12 protein-coding genes and 2 pseudogenes are annotated in these 14,789 nt (G+C 67.5%); 3 read left to right on the plus strand and 11 right to left on the minus strand.

Annotated features, from left to right (window positions below; all coding sequences use genetic code 11):
* Positions 1-101: 101 nt before the first annotated feature.
* Positions 102-710, minus strand: a complete 609-nt coding sequence (locus IZR01_RS16010; protein WP_194924318.1) for a hypothetical protein — start codon at positions 708-710, stop codon at positions 102-104.
* Here IZR01_RS16010 and IZR01_RS16015 point away from each other — a divergent pair.
* Positions 709-993 (plus strand): transposase, encoded by a 285-nt coding sequence (locus IZR01_RS16015; protein WP_194924319.1) that lies wholly within the window; start codon positions 709-711, stop codon positions 991-993. The genes IZR01_RS16010 and IZR01_RS16015 overlap by 2 nt on opposite strands.
* An 80-nt stretch (positions 994-1,073) precedes the next feature.
* On the opposite strand, the gene IZR01_RS16020 is transcribed toward IZR01_RS16015, so the two are convergent.
* The 6 genes and pseudogenes from IZR01_RS16020 to IZR01_RS16045 form a co-directional block, all read right to left on the minus strand.
* Entirely contained in the window at positions 1,074-1,973 is a 900-nt protein-coding gene (locus tag IZR01_RS16020) for an arylamine N-acetyltransferase family protein (RefSeq protein ID WP_194924320.1), read from the minus strand.
* Positions 1,974-2,482: 509 nt separating this feature from the next.
* The gene (locus IZR01_RS16025) at positions 2,483-2,872 is read right to left on the minus strand and encodes a helix-turn-helix domain-containing protein (RefSeq protein WP_194924321.1); all 390 of its coding nucleotides are present in this window, start codon (positions 2,870-2,872) and stop codon (positions 2,483-2,485) included.
* Between the two features lie 34 nt (positions 2,873-2,906).
* Positions 2,907-3,272 (minus strand): hypothetical protein, encoded by a 366-nt coding sequence (locus IZR01_RS16030; protein WP_194924322.1) that lies wholly within the window; start codon positions 3,270-3,272, stop codon positions 2,907-2,909.
* Complete coding sequence (locus tag IZR01_RS16035; RefSeq protein ID WP_194924323.1) at positions 3,250-3,417, minus strand: hypothetical protein; 168 nt, start codon at positions 3,415-3,417, stop codon at positions 3,250-3,252. Before IZR01_RS16035 ends, IZR01_RS16030 begins: the two co-directional genes overlap by 23 nt.
* A gap of 215 nt (positions 3,418-3,632) precedes the next feature.
* A pseudogene (locus IZR01_RS16040) lies at positions 3,633-4,022 on the minus strand (transposase); the annotation flags it as partial.
* Positions 4,023-4,075: 53 nt separating this feature from the next.
* A complete protein-coding gene (locus IZR01_RS16045) occupies positions 4,076-4,660 on the minus strand; it encodes a TetR/AcrR family transcriptional regulator (protein ID WP_194924324.1) in 585 nt (194 codons plus the stop codon).
* Positions 4,661-4,804: 144 nt separating this feature from the next.
* On the opposite strand from IZR01_RS16045, the gene IZR01_RS16050 reads away from it, so the two are divergent.
* Entirely contained in the window at positions 4,805-5,743 is a 939-nt protein-coding gene (locus IZR01_RS16050; RefSeq protein ID WP_194924325.1) for an alpha/beta fold hydrolase, read from the plus strand.
* A 679-nt stretch (positions 5,744-6,422) separates the two neighbouring features.
* Positions 6,423-6,522: pseudogene (locus IZR01_RS54250) on the plus strand (IS5 family transposase); the annotation flags it as partial.
* Between the two features lie 127 nt (positions 6,523-6,649).
* Here IZR01_RS54250 and IZR01_RS16060 read toward each other — a convergent pair.
* The 4 genes from IZR01_RS16060 to IZR01_RS53280 all read right to left on the minus strand — a co-directional run bounded on the left by IZR01_RS16060 (position 6,650) and on the right by IZR01_RS53280 (position 14,788).
* Positions 6,650-7,045, minus strand: coding sequence for a hypothetical protein (locus tag IZR01_RS16060; protein ID WP_194891229.1), 396 nt, complete (start codon positions 7,043-7,045; stop codon positions 6,650-6,652).
* Positions 7,045-11,601: a DUF6531 domain-containing protein gene (locus IZR01_RS16065; protein WP_194924326.1), complete on the minus strand. Its 4,557-nt coding sequence runs from the start codon at positions 11,599-11,601 to the stop codon at positions 7,045-7,047. The genes IZR01_RS16060 and IZR01_RS16065 overlap by 1 nt, the downstream gene beginning before the upstream one ends.
* A 336-nt stretch (positions 11,602-11,937) precedes the next feature.
* Positions 11,938-12,357: a hypothetical protein gene (locus tag IZR01_RS16070; RefSeq protein WP_194891150.1), complete on the minus strand. Its 420-nt coding sequence runs from the start codon at positions 12,355-12,357 to the stop codon at positions 11,938-11,940.
* Entirely contained in the window at positions 12,350-14,788 is a 2,439-nt protein-coding gene (locus tag IZR01_RS53280) for a polymorphic toxin-type HINT domain-containing protein (protein WP_194924327.1), read from the minus strand. Before IZR01_RS53280 ends, IZR01_RS16070 begins: the two co-directional genes overlap by 8 nt.
* Position 14,789: the final 1 nt, after the last annotated feature.

Genomic DNA, 14,789 nt, shown 5'->3' on the forward strand with positions numbered 1-14,789 from the left:
TGAGCTGCCGGACCTGCTGACTGCGGCACCACTCCACAGGACGTGACCTTGTGGGTGCCGGCTATCTGGCTCTGGCAAGATTGCTCGGCCTGCCTGTCGAGTTACGGGGCAAGCTGGAGCCGCTGCGCGCGAAGCTGACGAAGGTCGCCGACCGCGGCCGGCTGCGCAAACTCGCCGACGGGCGGTTCACAACCGCGTTCTGAGGGCGGCCGGGGGCATCCGTTACCGTCACGGGACCAACCACGGGCCCTGAGAAACCATCGTTGATCTGCGCGGGAGTCGTGGATGCCAGCCATCGGCCAGGCCGGGGTGGCGCCCTTCTCCAGCGGCACGTTGGCCTCCACGATGTCGACCCTGGTGCCGTCGGAGCGGTACCAGGCGACGTAGGGCAGCTTCAGCTCCGGTTCGGCGGGATCGGCCGGGTCCTGGACCACCAGGTGTGAGCCGTCGGGCAGGTCCGTGACGGTGACGTGCGGCACCGAGCCCGTCAAGCCCGACTCGGCCCAGGGGGTGCGGGTGACATCCACCTCGACGTTGCCGACGCCGGCGCTGTAGCCGATCTTCAGCCTGGCGTACGTACCGGTCCCATGGTCCGCCGAGGCGATGGTGCCGCCGATACCGTCGAGCGGAGAATTCGTTCCGGCCTTGGCCAGGACGTCCTCGTTGGTGATGCCGTACGGCGCGAGCCCCTGCTCCAGCCACTTCACCATGTCCTGGCCGATTCGCGTCGTGCTGGACAACGGCTCGGCGCACACCGCCAAGAAGACCAAGGCGTGGCTGGCGGGGCACCCGCGCCGGCACGTCCATTGGACCCCGCCACATGCATCCTGGCTCAACCAGATCGAGCTGTACTTCTCCGCCCCGGCCAAAAGCGTCATCCGTTACGGCGACTTCAGCAGCCGCGACGACCTCATCAGCAAGATCGAAAGCTACATCCTCGGCAAGAACGAAACCGCCAAGCCCTACCGCTGGACCTGCGACGGCACCCGCTGAAGGCCGCGTGAGCACGCAAGGATGTATCCACACCGGCCGACATCCGCGCCGGCGTTTCATGAACATTCATGTCGCATGGTCTAGTTCTCGGCCGACTGCTGCGTCGCTCGCCACTGCGCCCCCGCGCGTTGGACGCGATCCCACAGAGCAGCGCGGTCGGCGTCGTCGATGGCCGAGAGGTCCAGATGGAACACGTCCGTTGCGATCTTGAACAGCTCCTCAGCGGACTCCAGGATGCGTGTCGTGCGCCGTCCGGCCCCCTCATCGCGCGTGAACTCGTCATCCAGCACGAACTCGGCGCAGCCCGCGTCGCGGCGGAAGAGCTCGAACCACCTGACGTAGGGAGACTGCGGCGACGTCGACAACTCGGTGTGGCAGCTCCTGAAGTCCTCCCACGTGGCCGGTGCCAGCGTGAAGTCCATACTGTGGAAGGTCGTCTGCGCCGGATCGGTGTGGAACCGCCAGGCGCCCGGGCCGATCTCCGGCAGCGGCCGCAGCTCGAAGGCGAAGGGGCCCTGGACGTGGACGCCCTCCCGGAGCGGGATAGGCTCGTGGTGCGAGTTGGCCAGGCCGACGTCGACCGACCAGCGTTCGCCGTCGATCACGACGGTGAGGGCCATGTGCGTGTCGTATTCGTCGGCGGTCGCTTTGGCGGTCGCGACGGAGCCGTTTATCTGGCCGCGGTGCATGGTGACGTCGTACCCGAGGACGGCCAGCAGCTCGCAGAAGGCGTTGTTCAGGTTGAAGCAGTAGCCGCCCCGGCCGGCCAGGATGCGGGCTATGGACTCGGCCGGGTCGATGCCCTGCGGGTGTCCGAGCTGGATGTCGAAGTTCTCGAAGGCGATGAGCTCGACGTGTGCGCGGTGAAGCCTGCGCAGGGTGTCAAGCGACGGGGCACCGAGGGACTGCGGGTCGTCGACGCCGAGCCTGGCCAGGTAGGGCGCGGTCCAGGCGGGATGATCGTTCGTCTTCGAGGTCATGGCTCCGAACGCTAATGCAGCGCCGCGAAATCCGCTCAGCGATTAACGCGGCGTCGCATTAGGGCCAAAGCAAGATGGCTCGGGCTCCTCGGCGGTGACGTCGCCGCAGCCCTGCTGCTCGCAGGCGTCGACTCCGCGCTGGAGTCCGGTGAGCTGGTCCTGACGAAGCTCGACGTCGCCTTCCCGCCGGTCGAGTAGCTCCTCGCTCGCGCGTTCATTTCGACCCCGAAGGCCGTGACGGCCGGCAGCACGCCGAGTCGTCACGGCCTTCGTCGTTCCCGGAACCTCCAAGATGGAGGCGGCCGATGACTCGCGTCCCGGCATCCACAGTCACCGACGACGACCATCTGACAGTTCCGAGCTCAATGGTTCTGGTCGCACGCCTCGGAGGTACGGCCGCTCTGCTGGCGGCGGCAGCGATCTCCGCCATCCGGACACCCCGCCTGACCGGAGCGGACGAGGTTCTCGGCAAGGACAACCATGAACAGTCCCGCGCGTCCGCGAACTCGTCAGTCCGCGCTGACCAGCAGCGTCGCACCCTGCCGGCTTTGCTGGTACAGCACGTTGCGTCCCTCGCGGACCCGCGTGGCCAGCCCTGAGCGGTGCAGGATGCCGAGGTGGTAGGCGACGGTGCTCTCGGCCAGGCAGTGGCGGCGCGCCAGTTCCCGCGTTGTGCGCGGGCGGTTCAGGTCCTTGAGTAGCACGGTGCGGGTGGCACCGATCAGCGCGTTGGCCGCGGAGGCGGCGGCGCGAGCGGCGCCTCCGTCGTCGTTGACGGCCGGGTACAGGAGGTACGGCGGCTGGGGCGATTGCGGTTCGAGGCCGGGCGGAATGCCGCCGCCGGCCATGACCACGTGGAACGCGATCGGGGTCAGGACCACGCCGGACGGGGCGGTCATCGAACCCTGTGGCCCCCGGACGAGGATGAGCGCGTCACCGTCCCAGACCATGCACCAATGCAGGTCCGCGGGCACGCAGCCGACGCCTCGGCGGGACGCGTCGCGCGCGCGGCGTGCGATGTCTGATTCGAGGCGTCCTCGGAGCTTCGGCCACTCGGGGGCGAGGGTGGCCCGGAAGAAGTCGGCCAGCTCGGCGGCCAGGCGCGCCGCCGGCGGCCGTGGTCGCCAGCACGTCGAGTTCGGCCCGCACGCGCCCGGCCGACGTGGTGGCGACCTGGTGCAGGTCGGCGTCCAGGTCCTCGTCGCAGCCGGCCGGAACCGGCGTCAGGAAGTCCGGCAGGTAGGGCCGGCGCTGGTTGAAGCACGCCTGGAGCAGCTCAAGCCGCCGCTCGCGCAGCACGCTGCGGGCTTTCGCCCCGATCCGCGGGCCGTCGCGGCGCGTCGCCCTCGGCCGCCAGCATCAACGCGTCCCACGCCACGGCCAGCGGCGAGAGCGCGAACCGCACCCGGCCCAGCGCGGCGGCGTCGACCTCGATGCGCAGCATGGAATCCCCCGCCTCACGATGCGATGCCGCCCGGACCGGCGAAGATCGGAGTTCGCGGTGCCAGCGCAGCAGCGTTCGGACCAAACACTCCCCCACCTGCACGGACGAAAATCTCGATGCCTACAGGGTCAGGCGGTTGCGCAGCGGCGGGCGCGATCCGACCAGCGGAGGACCAGCCCCAGGCCTCGGCCGACCACCCGGCCGCGAGGCCCGCCCATACGCGGCGCGTCATATCCGGCATCGGCAACGATCAGGATCTCCGGATCGCCTGCGGTCCGATGCCTGGCAGCCGGCAGGCGTTCGACGACCTCGCGTAGCTGCGCGGCGGTGATCGCCACGACGCCAGCGCCCGGTGGCAGCCGGATCGCGTCCGGGATCGCGGTCCACGATTTCGGGCCGGTCTCCAGCGCGGCAACGAACGAGTACGGCCAGCCGGGGATAGTGCGGTGTTCGTCCTTGCCGCGACCGTAGGCGTGGCAGAAGCACCGGTCCGGCGAGGTGTTCGTGTCCGGGCGCGGCCACGGCGATACGTCCACGGCCAGCACCAGCCGACCGTCCGCAACCCGCGGCAGCGGCAGCGGCATGTCGGTGATCGCCCGCCGCAGCTCTGATTCACCAGACACGGCCGGCCGCGAGTCCGCCAGCTATATCAGTTTCCTTACGCGCGCAACGCCTGCGACAGTGCGTCAACGGTCACGCCCACGATGGCCCGCAGCTGCTCCGGGGTCGCCCCGGCCCTGCTCATGACGGCGAGCGACTGGTTCACAGCCGCCGCGTGTACGGCGAAGGCCTCGGCGTCCTGGTCGGTCAGGCGGCCTGCCTTCAGCGCGGCGCGCAGCCGCCGGAGCTGGGCGCCGAGCCTCTGTCTGGCGTGCCCTGCGACGCTCGGACTCAGCACCGGAATCGTCATGGCTGACTGGGCGATCAGGCATCCGTCTGGTAGTTCGGGATCGGCGATGCGCGCGAGGGTGACGTCGAAGAAGGCACGAACAGCGGCAACGGGTTCCGAGGCTGCACACGATAAGGCGGCGTCGTACTTCTCGCCGTAGCGCGCGGCGTAGAGATCCAGGCAGCGCAGGAAGAGCGTGTCCTTATCGCCGAAGGAGGAGTAGATGGAGCTGCGGTTCAGGCCGGTTGCCCGAGACAGATCGTCCAGTGAGGTGTCGGTGTAGCCGTCGCGCCAGAACTGGATCATCGCGGCGTCGAGCGCCGTGTCCATGTCGAACTGCTTCTTGCCTGCCACGCGGCACTTCCTTTCCGATGCGTCGACGGTCGGGCTGTGATGTACACCATTCCATCTTGAACTGATTGGTTCAAGATGTGTTAGCCTTCGAGCGTGTCAGCCGCACCGTCCGCACCGCACACCTGACACCGATGGAGGATCCCCATGACCGGCCCAGCAACCAGCGCCACGCAGGTCTCCGAGAGCAACCCCATCCGCGACCTACCCCTACAGCACCTGGCCGGATTCACTCACCGCTGGGTCGACGCGGACGGCGTCCGCCTCCATGCCGTCGAAGGCGGACGGTCCAGCGGCCCGGCCGTCGTCCTGCTCGCCGGATTTCCGCAAACCTGGTGGGCCTGGCGAAAGGTGATGCCCAGCCTCACCCACCGGTTCCACGTCATCGCGATCGACCTGCCGGGCCAGGGTCACTCCGAGCGCCCGGAGCGCGGCTACGACACGCACGCGGCCGCCGCACACGTCCACGCAGCCGTGAAGGCACTCGGAGTCTCGACCTACTCCCTGGTCGCCCACGACATCGGCGCCTGGGTCGCTTTCTCCCTCGCCCTCACTTTCGAGAGCCACCTGCGCGGGGTCGCTCTGCTCGACGCGGGGATTCCCGGAATCACTCTCCCGGAGGCGATTCCGACCGACCCGGATCGGGCCTGGAAGACCTGGCACTTCGCGTTCCACGTCGTGCCCGACCTGCCCGAGACCCTGCTTGCCGGCCACGAACGGGAGTACGTCGGCTGGTTCCTGAAGGTGAAGGCCCTGTCCCCCGACACGTTCGACGACGCCGAGCTCGACCACTACGCGGCGGCCGTCGCCGTCGATGGTGGCCTGCGCGCTTCCCTCGCGTACTACCGAGACGCCGCAGAGTCGGCGCGTAAGAACCGAGAAGCGCTCAAGTCACGGCGCCTGACCGTGCCGGTCCTCGGAATCTCCAGCAGCCACGGCTCCGTTCCGGACATGGCCGCCGCCATCAGCCCCTGGGCCGACGACATCACCGGGATAGTCGTGCCCGACGCTGGACACTTCATCCCCGACGAGCAGCCCGAAGCCATCGCTGTCGCGATAGCGGACTTCATCGCCGACGGCGACTGATACCCGTCGGACCTGCCCGACCGTGCTGCCCGAGGCCGCGCGAAACTCAGACCACAACGTCACGGGCCTGAGCGGGCCACACCGACCGATACTCATCGGCGGGAAGGGCCGTCCACGATCCCCGGACACGACCTAGCGCCTACCTTCCCCCGGCCGGCAGCCGCGCCTCGACATGCCGTCCGAGACGCGCGGCTTTACCTCGCGTAGTCCACGCACCGGCCCACTGGGCGCGCCGTCTCGCGGCGCATACCTCAGGTAGGTTCCGGAAGCCCTCGGGGACATACGGGCATCCGTTCAACCCGCCGTGGACGCGCCAGTAGCCCCGTGCCGAGTTCTGGCGTGCCATGCACAGAACCAGGGATTTGATGTTCCGGTGGGTGGCCGGACGGCCGTTCTTCGGGCAGGACTTGTCGGCCCAGCGGCGGCGCAGCAGGTCGCGGTGCCAGCCGAGGACCGTGTCCGGGGTGACCAATAGACGCAATCCAACGCGACGTGCCTCGGGTATCAGACCGACCAGCAGCGCGATGATCGCGCGATCGGCCCAGTCAGGACGCGGACGTCTTCCTGTCGCGACGAGTTGGCGCTGCAAGATGGCGAGCTGCTGACGTAGCAGGCGCTATGCGCAGATTTGCCGGATCTTGTCGATACAGAACCGCGGGATCCGACATCAGCCGGGGCCATGACGCGAACAACGCACCCGCTACCCAGCGACCTGTCCGACGCCCGCTGGGCCCTGTTCGAGCCGATCCTGACAGCCTGGCGAGTTGCCCGAACCGAGGCCGGCATCGGCGGCCGTCCCGACTTGGCCTGCCTGGGATCGGCGGGCTTGGAGGGTTTGATACTGCGTGCCTCCGGGAGCCCTCAACAAGAGGGTGACATAAGGACCATCATGGTGGTCCGCGCGAGTTACTGTTCCGCCCAGATGTATTCAGTGCGCAGCGCGGCTAGGTCGTCGACGGCGAGCAGAACCTCCAGCCCGCGGTCCCGAGGCGCGAGAGCGCCCTTGGGCACCATGGAGTCGGTTCCGCCGAGGTCGATCATGACCTCTTCGTCATCGTCGATCTCCAACAGCCAGTAGAACGTCCCATCGACGCCGAGGGTGGTCACCGAGTAATCGTCGGCGACCTGGACGATCACCACGCCGCCTTCGCTGATGTCGCCCCACGACACGGTGGGAGACTCCCTCTGCGGCAACTCGGCATAGACCTTGGGCAACTCGTCGCGGGACACCTTGCGTGGCCGATATCCCTGCGAGATCAACTCGACCTCGTACTGCACCTGGCCGTCGTCTGACTGAGGCATCAGCTGACTCTCCCGCTCTGGTTCCACACCCCGACTAGACCATTCGGATCATAGACGGTGATGCTGTCCAGGTTGAGCTTCTTGGCGTAGCCGGCCATCGAGTTCTTGCAGAACCGGCAGGTCGGGCGGTCAGTATGGACCACGGCGCTACCCCCGCTGTAGCCCTTTATGGCTGCTTGGTGAACCATGTCCCCCTCGGCGTCGTCCTGGAACGACTTCGCCGTCATGTTGTACCCCTTGCCGGGGAACGCGGCATTGCGGTCGGGAAGTTGCCCGTTCATCCCGTAGACAGGGTCACGGCCTCCGTCGAACTCCATCTTGCCGAGGGTGTTTCTGATACCCGTCGGGACCTTCTTGCCGGCATCTTCGTACACGGCGGCGAGCTGCTCCTCCTTCGAGATGCTGTTCATCCCCATCTGACCGCGCATGCTCGCCAACTCGTTCTGGGTGCCGACCGGGCAGCCGAACAGGCCCAATGGGTCGCTTTCGACCAACGGGTTCGGCACGTAGGCGGTGTTATTGGGCGCGGGAACGAACCCGAGAGGGTCCGGCGAGCAGTAGCTTGCGGTTTCAGGGTCGTAGTAGCGGTAGACGTTGTAGTAGAGGCCGCTCTCGTCGTCCCGATACTGTCCGGGGAATCCGAGTCGGCAGTCGGTCGTGCTGTCGGGCGCCGTGATCTGCTGTCCGTACAGCGACCGCGTTGTGTGCCACGCCAGTCGTCCGTCTGGGGTGACCAGTTCAAACGGAGTGCCCACGGCGTCGGCGACGATCGCGTGGAACTCTTGGTCGATTTCTTCTTGGGGCGCGTCAGCGGCCCAAGACCTGCGAGTCTGCGCGAGCGGTTGGAAGCCACCGGGCTCGTAGTCCCAAGTGGTGCTCCAGGACCTGCCGTCAGTGCCATCTCGGCGCTCTTCGGTGACCCGGGGACCGTCCCAGATGAAGACGGTGGTCTCGGCAGTCGTGCCGTCTTCGGTAAGCCGGTTCTTGGCGATTCGACGGCCCAGGGGGTCGTAGGCGTAGGTCCAGGTAGTCCCGTCGGGTCCGGTAAACCCTGTCAACTGGTCGTCGTCGTTCCAGGTGTAGGTCCAGATCTTGCGGCCACCCGACAGTGTCCGCCGGACTTTGCGTATGAGCCGCCCGGCGGCGTCATGCTCATACGCGGTACGGCTACCGGCTCGGATCTGGGTCCCCTGATATTCGAATCCAGCCCCGGCTCCCTCATCGGGCTCGTCGGCCCCGCCGGGTACTCGGGCGTTGGCAAGGTTGCCGAGCGCGTCGTAGGCATACATTTCGTGCCAGTCGGCGGCGTCGACACCGTCGACCCGCCCGGCGGCGTCGAGCTGGTAGACGATGGAGCCTCGTAGGCTGTCGCGCACTTCGACGGGGATTCCGTCAGCCCGGTAGCCGATGGCACGCGCCTGGATGACCGAGGCTCCCACCTCGGTCGCGATCGCGGCGGCGTCCTGGCCGGAATGGGACCGGATGTCCTGGGCCAGCAACCGGCCGGCCGTGTCGTAGGCCTGGCGTAGGGTCGCGCCGGGTCCGAGCAGGCGAAGCGTCTCCTGCCCCGCGGCGTCGTACCGGAACTCGAGGGCACCCGCGGTGCCGGCCATGCGCTCATGACGACCGGCCAGGTCATAGGACCATCGAGTCGTGACGCCCGCGGGCGTGGTGCGGTCAGTCCGGCGCCCGGCAGCGTCGTAGGTGTTGGTGAGAGTGCGCCCGTCGACCGTTTCGGCTATGACACGCCCAGCGGCGTCATAGGTGTACGTGAGTTGCGCGCCGGCGCCGACAGCCTCCCGCATCCGGCCCGCGGCGTCGTAAGCGAACCGGACAACATCGTCGCCGGTGTGCCGGGCCACAACACGCCCACGCCGGTCACGTTCGAACGCGATGCCACGGCCGGCGGCATCTAGGCGCTCCGTCAGCTGGCCGGCGGCGTCCAGGCGATAGGTCCTCGCGACATCGTTGAAGTCGCGCTCGCCGATGAGGTGTCCGACGGCGTCGTACTCGTACTGCCAGGTCAGTCCCGTCGGGCCGGTAGCCGTGGTCATATGCAGTTCGGCGTCGTAGGCGAAGGTGTAGCGCGATCCGTCCGGGTCGGTACGCGCCGTCAACTTGTCGAAGGGCCCGTATTCGTACCGGGTGACCGCACCCGTGGGTGTGGTGTGGGCGAGCAGGTTGCCTTCGGGGTCGTACCCCCATTGCTCGAAGGTGCCGTCGGGCGCGACCTCACGCACTGCCCGTCCGAGCCGGTCGCGTTCGATGACGGTGCGGTCCCCGAGCGGGTCGAGGTGCTCCACGACGCGGCCGAACGCGTCACGGCTGACGCGGGCAACGGCGCCGGTCGGACCGACGACCTCCAAGGGCAGCCCGGCCTCGTTGACGCGGTAGCGCTGGGTGGCCCCTGCCGCATCCGTCATCTCGACCAGGCGGCCCAGTTCGTCATAGCCGAACGTGCTGGACGCATCGCAGGGATCGGCGATCGAGACCAGCAGGCCTCGCGCATCGTAGGTGTAGCGCCAGCACGCCCCGTCCGGCGCGACGACCTCTATCGGCTGGTCGTGGTCGTTGTACGCGGCACTAGTCACGGCACCGTCAGCCTGCGTAACGCTGAGGGCATTGCCGCGTTCGTCGCGAACGAATTCCGTGACGTTGCCCAACTCGTCGACCTGGCGGAGCAGGCGGCCGCGTGGGTCGTGCCAGAGTTCACGGGCGCCGCCCAGCGCATCGACAACCTGGTCAAGGTGGCCGTACTCGTCATGGCGGTAGCGCGAGACGTGGCCGAGAGCGTCGGTGACCGTCGTGGTGCGTGCTTCGTCGTCATATTCGAACGCCGCCGCCAGCACGCCATCGTGACTCCTACCGCGGACCACTCGGCCCGAGTCGTCGTAGGTGTACCGGTACGCGATGCCGTTGCGGTCGGTCCAGGCGACGATACGGTCTGCCTCGTCGTATTCGTGACGGAACGGAATTCCCGAGGCGTCAGCTATCTCCGTCAGACGACCGTTCTCGTCGTACCCGAAGGTACGTACTGTCTCCCCGTCTCCGATTCCGTCCAACAGCCGAAGCCCTGTGACACGTGTGCCGTGAGCTGTTGGAGCCGTATCGACAGCGACACGGTATCCGGGTGCTTCAACGCCGGAGGGAGTGCCATCCGGTTCCCGAAGGATTCTTATGGTGTTCCCACTGAGATCCGATATCGCGGTCAGGTCTCGTATCTGTCCGGCTTCCTCGGCGTGATGAACCACGGCGAAGTGCCTGATCAGGCCTGCGCTTGGATTCGTGATCCGGATCTCATCAGTCGCGCGATCCCACTCGAGCGGCCAAGGCTCGCCGCGAGAGGGCGGGACGGCGTCGCCAGCGGCGGGAACGGGGTAGTCGAGGACTTGCCCGTCGTCCCCGGCGAAGTGGATACCAGCCGCATTGACCGATATTCGCTGGTCGAGCGTGGAAGACCAGCCAGGACCGAACAAACGCCCAGCGTAAAAGGCAGATGCGTATGCACGGTGCAGAACCAGGGGCAGAACACCGGGCAGCGACAGATCGGTGGCATCGGTAAGCATCTGGCCCGAAACCACGTCCACCGGGTCGCCAGCGGTGAAGGCCTCCTTGTTGCCTCGCGCCCCGATTCGCTCAAGCGCCGCGCCGCCGAACTTCTCGAGCGCTTTGCCGCCGAGGAACGTGACGCCTAGCATGCCGGCGCCCATCAGCGCGTCGCCCCAGTGGCCCTGCATAGCATCGCCGGCGACTTCCAACCCGGTGCCGGCCAGCGCGATCAGGTTGTCGGCCTCGGCCAGTCCGGCGGTGATGACGTCCACGCCGGGGATCCACGAAGTCGCCAGGGCAAGGACATCCAGGATCGGAGCGATGTCGTTGGCGATCTCGGCGATCTTCCCGCCCCACTCGGACAAGAACGCGCCGACGTGCTCCCACCAGTGCTTGTTGTGGATGCCATCAGATTGCGCGTGGCCGATGGCCTTGGCGCACTCCTTGGCGGCGGTGATGCGGTCGTTGTAGGCGTCGTCGGCCTGCTTGGTCAGATCGGCCATGCGAGCCTTGGCGCTGGTCAGGTTCGTCTGCGCGCTGTCGTGCGCGGTTTGCGCGTCGGTGACCGCCTGCGGATTGGGGCTGGCGGCATGGTTCTGCTGCACCGTCTTCAGATCGGCCGCAGCGGTGTTGGCGCTGGTAGTGGCCCGTTGCAGATCCGCGTTGGCGTCCTGAGCCTGACGCAGGGCCGCGTCCGCCTTCGACTGCGCGGCCTGAAGTATCGGTGCGTAAGCGCTCAACGCGTCGGATGCCTCGCTGTAGGACGTGTACAGCTTCTGCAACCGGCCGGGCAACGGACCGAACTGGCCCTTAAACGCATCGGCAGTCTGGCCGACCCACTGCAAAGCCGCAGCGTCCGCCCCGAAGGAGTTCAGGCTCCGATACGCCGACTCCACATCATGAGCGAAATCCCCGAACTCCTTGGCCAAGGCCTGAACCGACTCCACAACACCCGGCGTCGGATCGCCGTCCAAACCCAGGATGTCCCAGCCAACCGGACGCGCCATCAGTACCCCCCGTTTAGGACGCCAGGCACGTCAGCACCCAGCGATTCACCGACAGGGCCCTGAGTTTACAAAGTCGATCACGGGACTGGTAGCCCCTCATCTTGGATCGACTACGTACGGTTGTAACTTCGACTGTCCGGTGCGTTCATCCCCGGCTACGGCTATGCGGCGCTTCTGCGAGTCAACGTTTGGACCAGCGCAAGCACACGAGTGCCGGAGCCACTCACGAGGTTGTTCACCGACAAGTCGGGATTGGACGCGTGGGATGCACGGCCCAGGGCGAACGTTCGGACACGGCTTTCGCTTGCTCTGGCGGTCTTCTCGTACTCGCGCGCCTCACGACGACGCGTCTTTGCCGGGGTCGATCGGGCTGCCCGGAGCACCTCTCCACTCGAGGCTTTCCAATGCGTGCGCGATCTTTCGGCTCAGGAATCCGGACGGATCCTCATCGTAAAGCGCGTTCTCACGCAGCCAATGCTGTAAATCCTCTTCGATCTCCTCACCATCCTTGATATAGCCCCCGTCAACCCCGGATGCCGAATGACCGAAACCCCCGTCGGCGTCCGTCACCAAATCGAAGCCGTGGACGTACTGGAGGCCGTTCAGGACCATTGGGTCGGTCGGATTGAAGTCGGCATCCTCGACCCAGGTGGCCGCCCAGCGGTGCGCGCTGTCCCGGGACACCGACCCGTCGATGACACCGCGCCACTCGCGCATCACCCGTTCTCTGGTCGGGACTTCCGCCGGTTCAGCCATTGGGAGCGCCCCAGATGCCGCTCGTGAGCCTGCCGTCGAGCTCCTGCTGGGTGAAATTGGTCATGACCGTTAGGTAGCTGCCACTGGGGTTCGACATATCTCGCACGGCAACAGAGTAGTTTCCATTACCGACGTCGAGGACCTTCACGATCAGCCCGCCCTTCTGGACCAACAGCTCGCTGTTGGGGTCGTTCCAGATCTCGTCGCCGGCTGCCCGCTCTGCCTCGCGCAGCATGCCGTGGATGTCACGGGTCGCCGTTCCCCCGGTCGCTTCCTCCCACTGCTGGTCCAGGTCGGGTGCCTCGGGATAGACCGGGTCGCCGTCCATGCCGTCGCAGATACAGTTGGGCTCGTGGCCGTCGATCCAGCCCCCGCAGTTGTGCACCAGCACCGGGGTGTGGCCCGCGACCACGTAGTACGTGTGCACTCCGTCGATCGTCAGGTCGTAGGTCACCATCGGCCCGATGTGTGGCCGAAGGCCTCGCACCACCACGACCTGGCCCGAGCCGCTCTGCAGCCGGTCGCCGGGCGCCAACGATCCCGCGTTGACGAACCCTGCCGTGGTCACGTCGTAGAACGGGTGGTTACGGGTGCTGGTGATGGTCTCGACGCCCCCCGGCGTCGCCATGACCACGTCCACGAAATCCGCGTCCGTCGTCGTGACGTGCACCTTGTCCACCGTGTGGACCTCGTTGCCGCCACCGGGCCGCGCGTTCTCGATCGAGTCGCCGGCTCGGACCTCGGCGATCGGTTCCGTGGTGCCGTTCGCCATCAGGACCCGCGTGCCGCCGACGAAGCTGTGGCAGGGGTTGTCGAGTTGTGAATCGAAGTACTCGACTTCGTCCTTGGCGAACGTCTCCGTGGCCTGCTCTGGATTCTGCAGGCCGAGGTCGGAGAACCGAAGGATCGGCTTCCCGTCCGCACCCAACTCCGGGTTCCCCGCAGCGTCCATCGGCACGTCGCCGTAGGTCGGGTTTCCGTTCGCGTCCGTGATCTTCGGCGAGTACTCCAGGTCGAACTGCGACGCCTCGTCACTGAGCCCCTGGTCGTCCAGGTTCGACTGCAACTGGCTCAGACTGACCGCGGGCCCCTCCGCCACGGCGTTGGGCGTGCCGCTCTGCGGCGCCGGCCGCGGCGTGTCCCCGCCGACGTCCTGCGGCGGCGCCTCGGTCACCGGGTCGACGTGGTCGACGGTGAGCTTCTCACCGCCGACCTCCGCGGTCGCTTTCCCGCCCTTGTCGATCGCGTCGTCGAAGGCCTTCTGGCCGGGCGGCGGTTCCTCGCCGGCCGGCGGCTCGGGCTCGGTCACCGCGTAGTCGCCGTCGGCCTCGGGGATCAGGCCGTCGTAGGTGGTCGTCGGGTCGAGGTGCGCGGTCTCGTCCGGCGGCAGGGCGCGCACCGCGTCCGGTGACAGCGTCACTCGCACCGGTGCCTGCGTGACCGGGCCGTCCGCCTGCGGTTCCGACGCGCCGCTGTCGTCCGGAGCCGCTTCGTATGGCGCGTCCGGTTCGGCCGAGTCGCCGCCGCTGATCGCCGGCTGGGACTGGTTCGCGTCCGGTGCGGCCTGGTCGGCCGCCGGGTCGGACGGGTCGCCGGCGGGGTCCGACGCGTCGCCGCCGGGCGCGTCCTCGTAGGGCGCCGCGTCCGGTTCCGAGGCGAGCTGCTGCTCGTACTCCGCGACGTCGCTGAGGATCTTCTGGCGCTGGGCGTCGAGGTCGGAGGCCTCGCTCTGCATCGACGTGACTTCGTCGTTGTGCTTCTGGATGTCGCTCTGCAGCTGGTTCTGCTGCGATTCGATCGACGACTCGGCGTTCTGCAGGCTCGTCTGGCTGGACTGCAGCGAGTTCGCCTGGTTCTGCAAGGCCGCCTTGCGCCCGTCGAGGCTCGCCTTCTCCTCGTTGTACGCGTCGTACGCCGCCTGCTGGTCCGGCAGCTCGAAGACGTGCGGTTCGGCGTTGTGGGCGGCGATCTCGTTGTTGAGTTCGGTGATCTGGCTTTCCACCGAGCTGGCCTGGCTCTCCAGGCCGGACTGCTTGCTGGTGATCTGGTTGGCCTGGTTCTCCAGGTCCGACTCGCGCTGCTTGAGGGAGTCGGTCTCGGCCGAGACCGTCGCCGACTGGCTCTGGAGAGCCTGCGCCTTGGTGTCGTAGTCCGTGATCTCGGACTGGATCTGGGCCGAGCCGCCGCCGATCGAGTCCGGGACGTCCGGCGGCGCGGACGGGTCGGCGTCCTGGGACAGGCGCCAGGTAAATGCGGTGCTGGTCGGCGCGGCGCTCGTATGCGGCACCGCGGCGGCCAGCGCGGCGGGTCCGGAGACGACTGTGACGCCGGTCATCAGGCCGGCGGCGGCGAGTACCGCGACCAGGCGGCGCGAACCGCGGCCTCGACGAGGCAAAGGCGACTGCGACTGCGACTGCGACTGCCCAGCCACG

The sequence above is a fragment of the Catenulispora pinisilvae genome (genome assembly GCF_015356865.1).
GTDB lineage: Bacteria > Actinomycetota > Actinomycetes > Streptomycetales > Catenulisporaceae > Catenulispora > Catenulispora pinisilvae.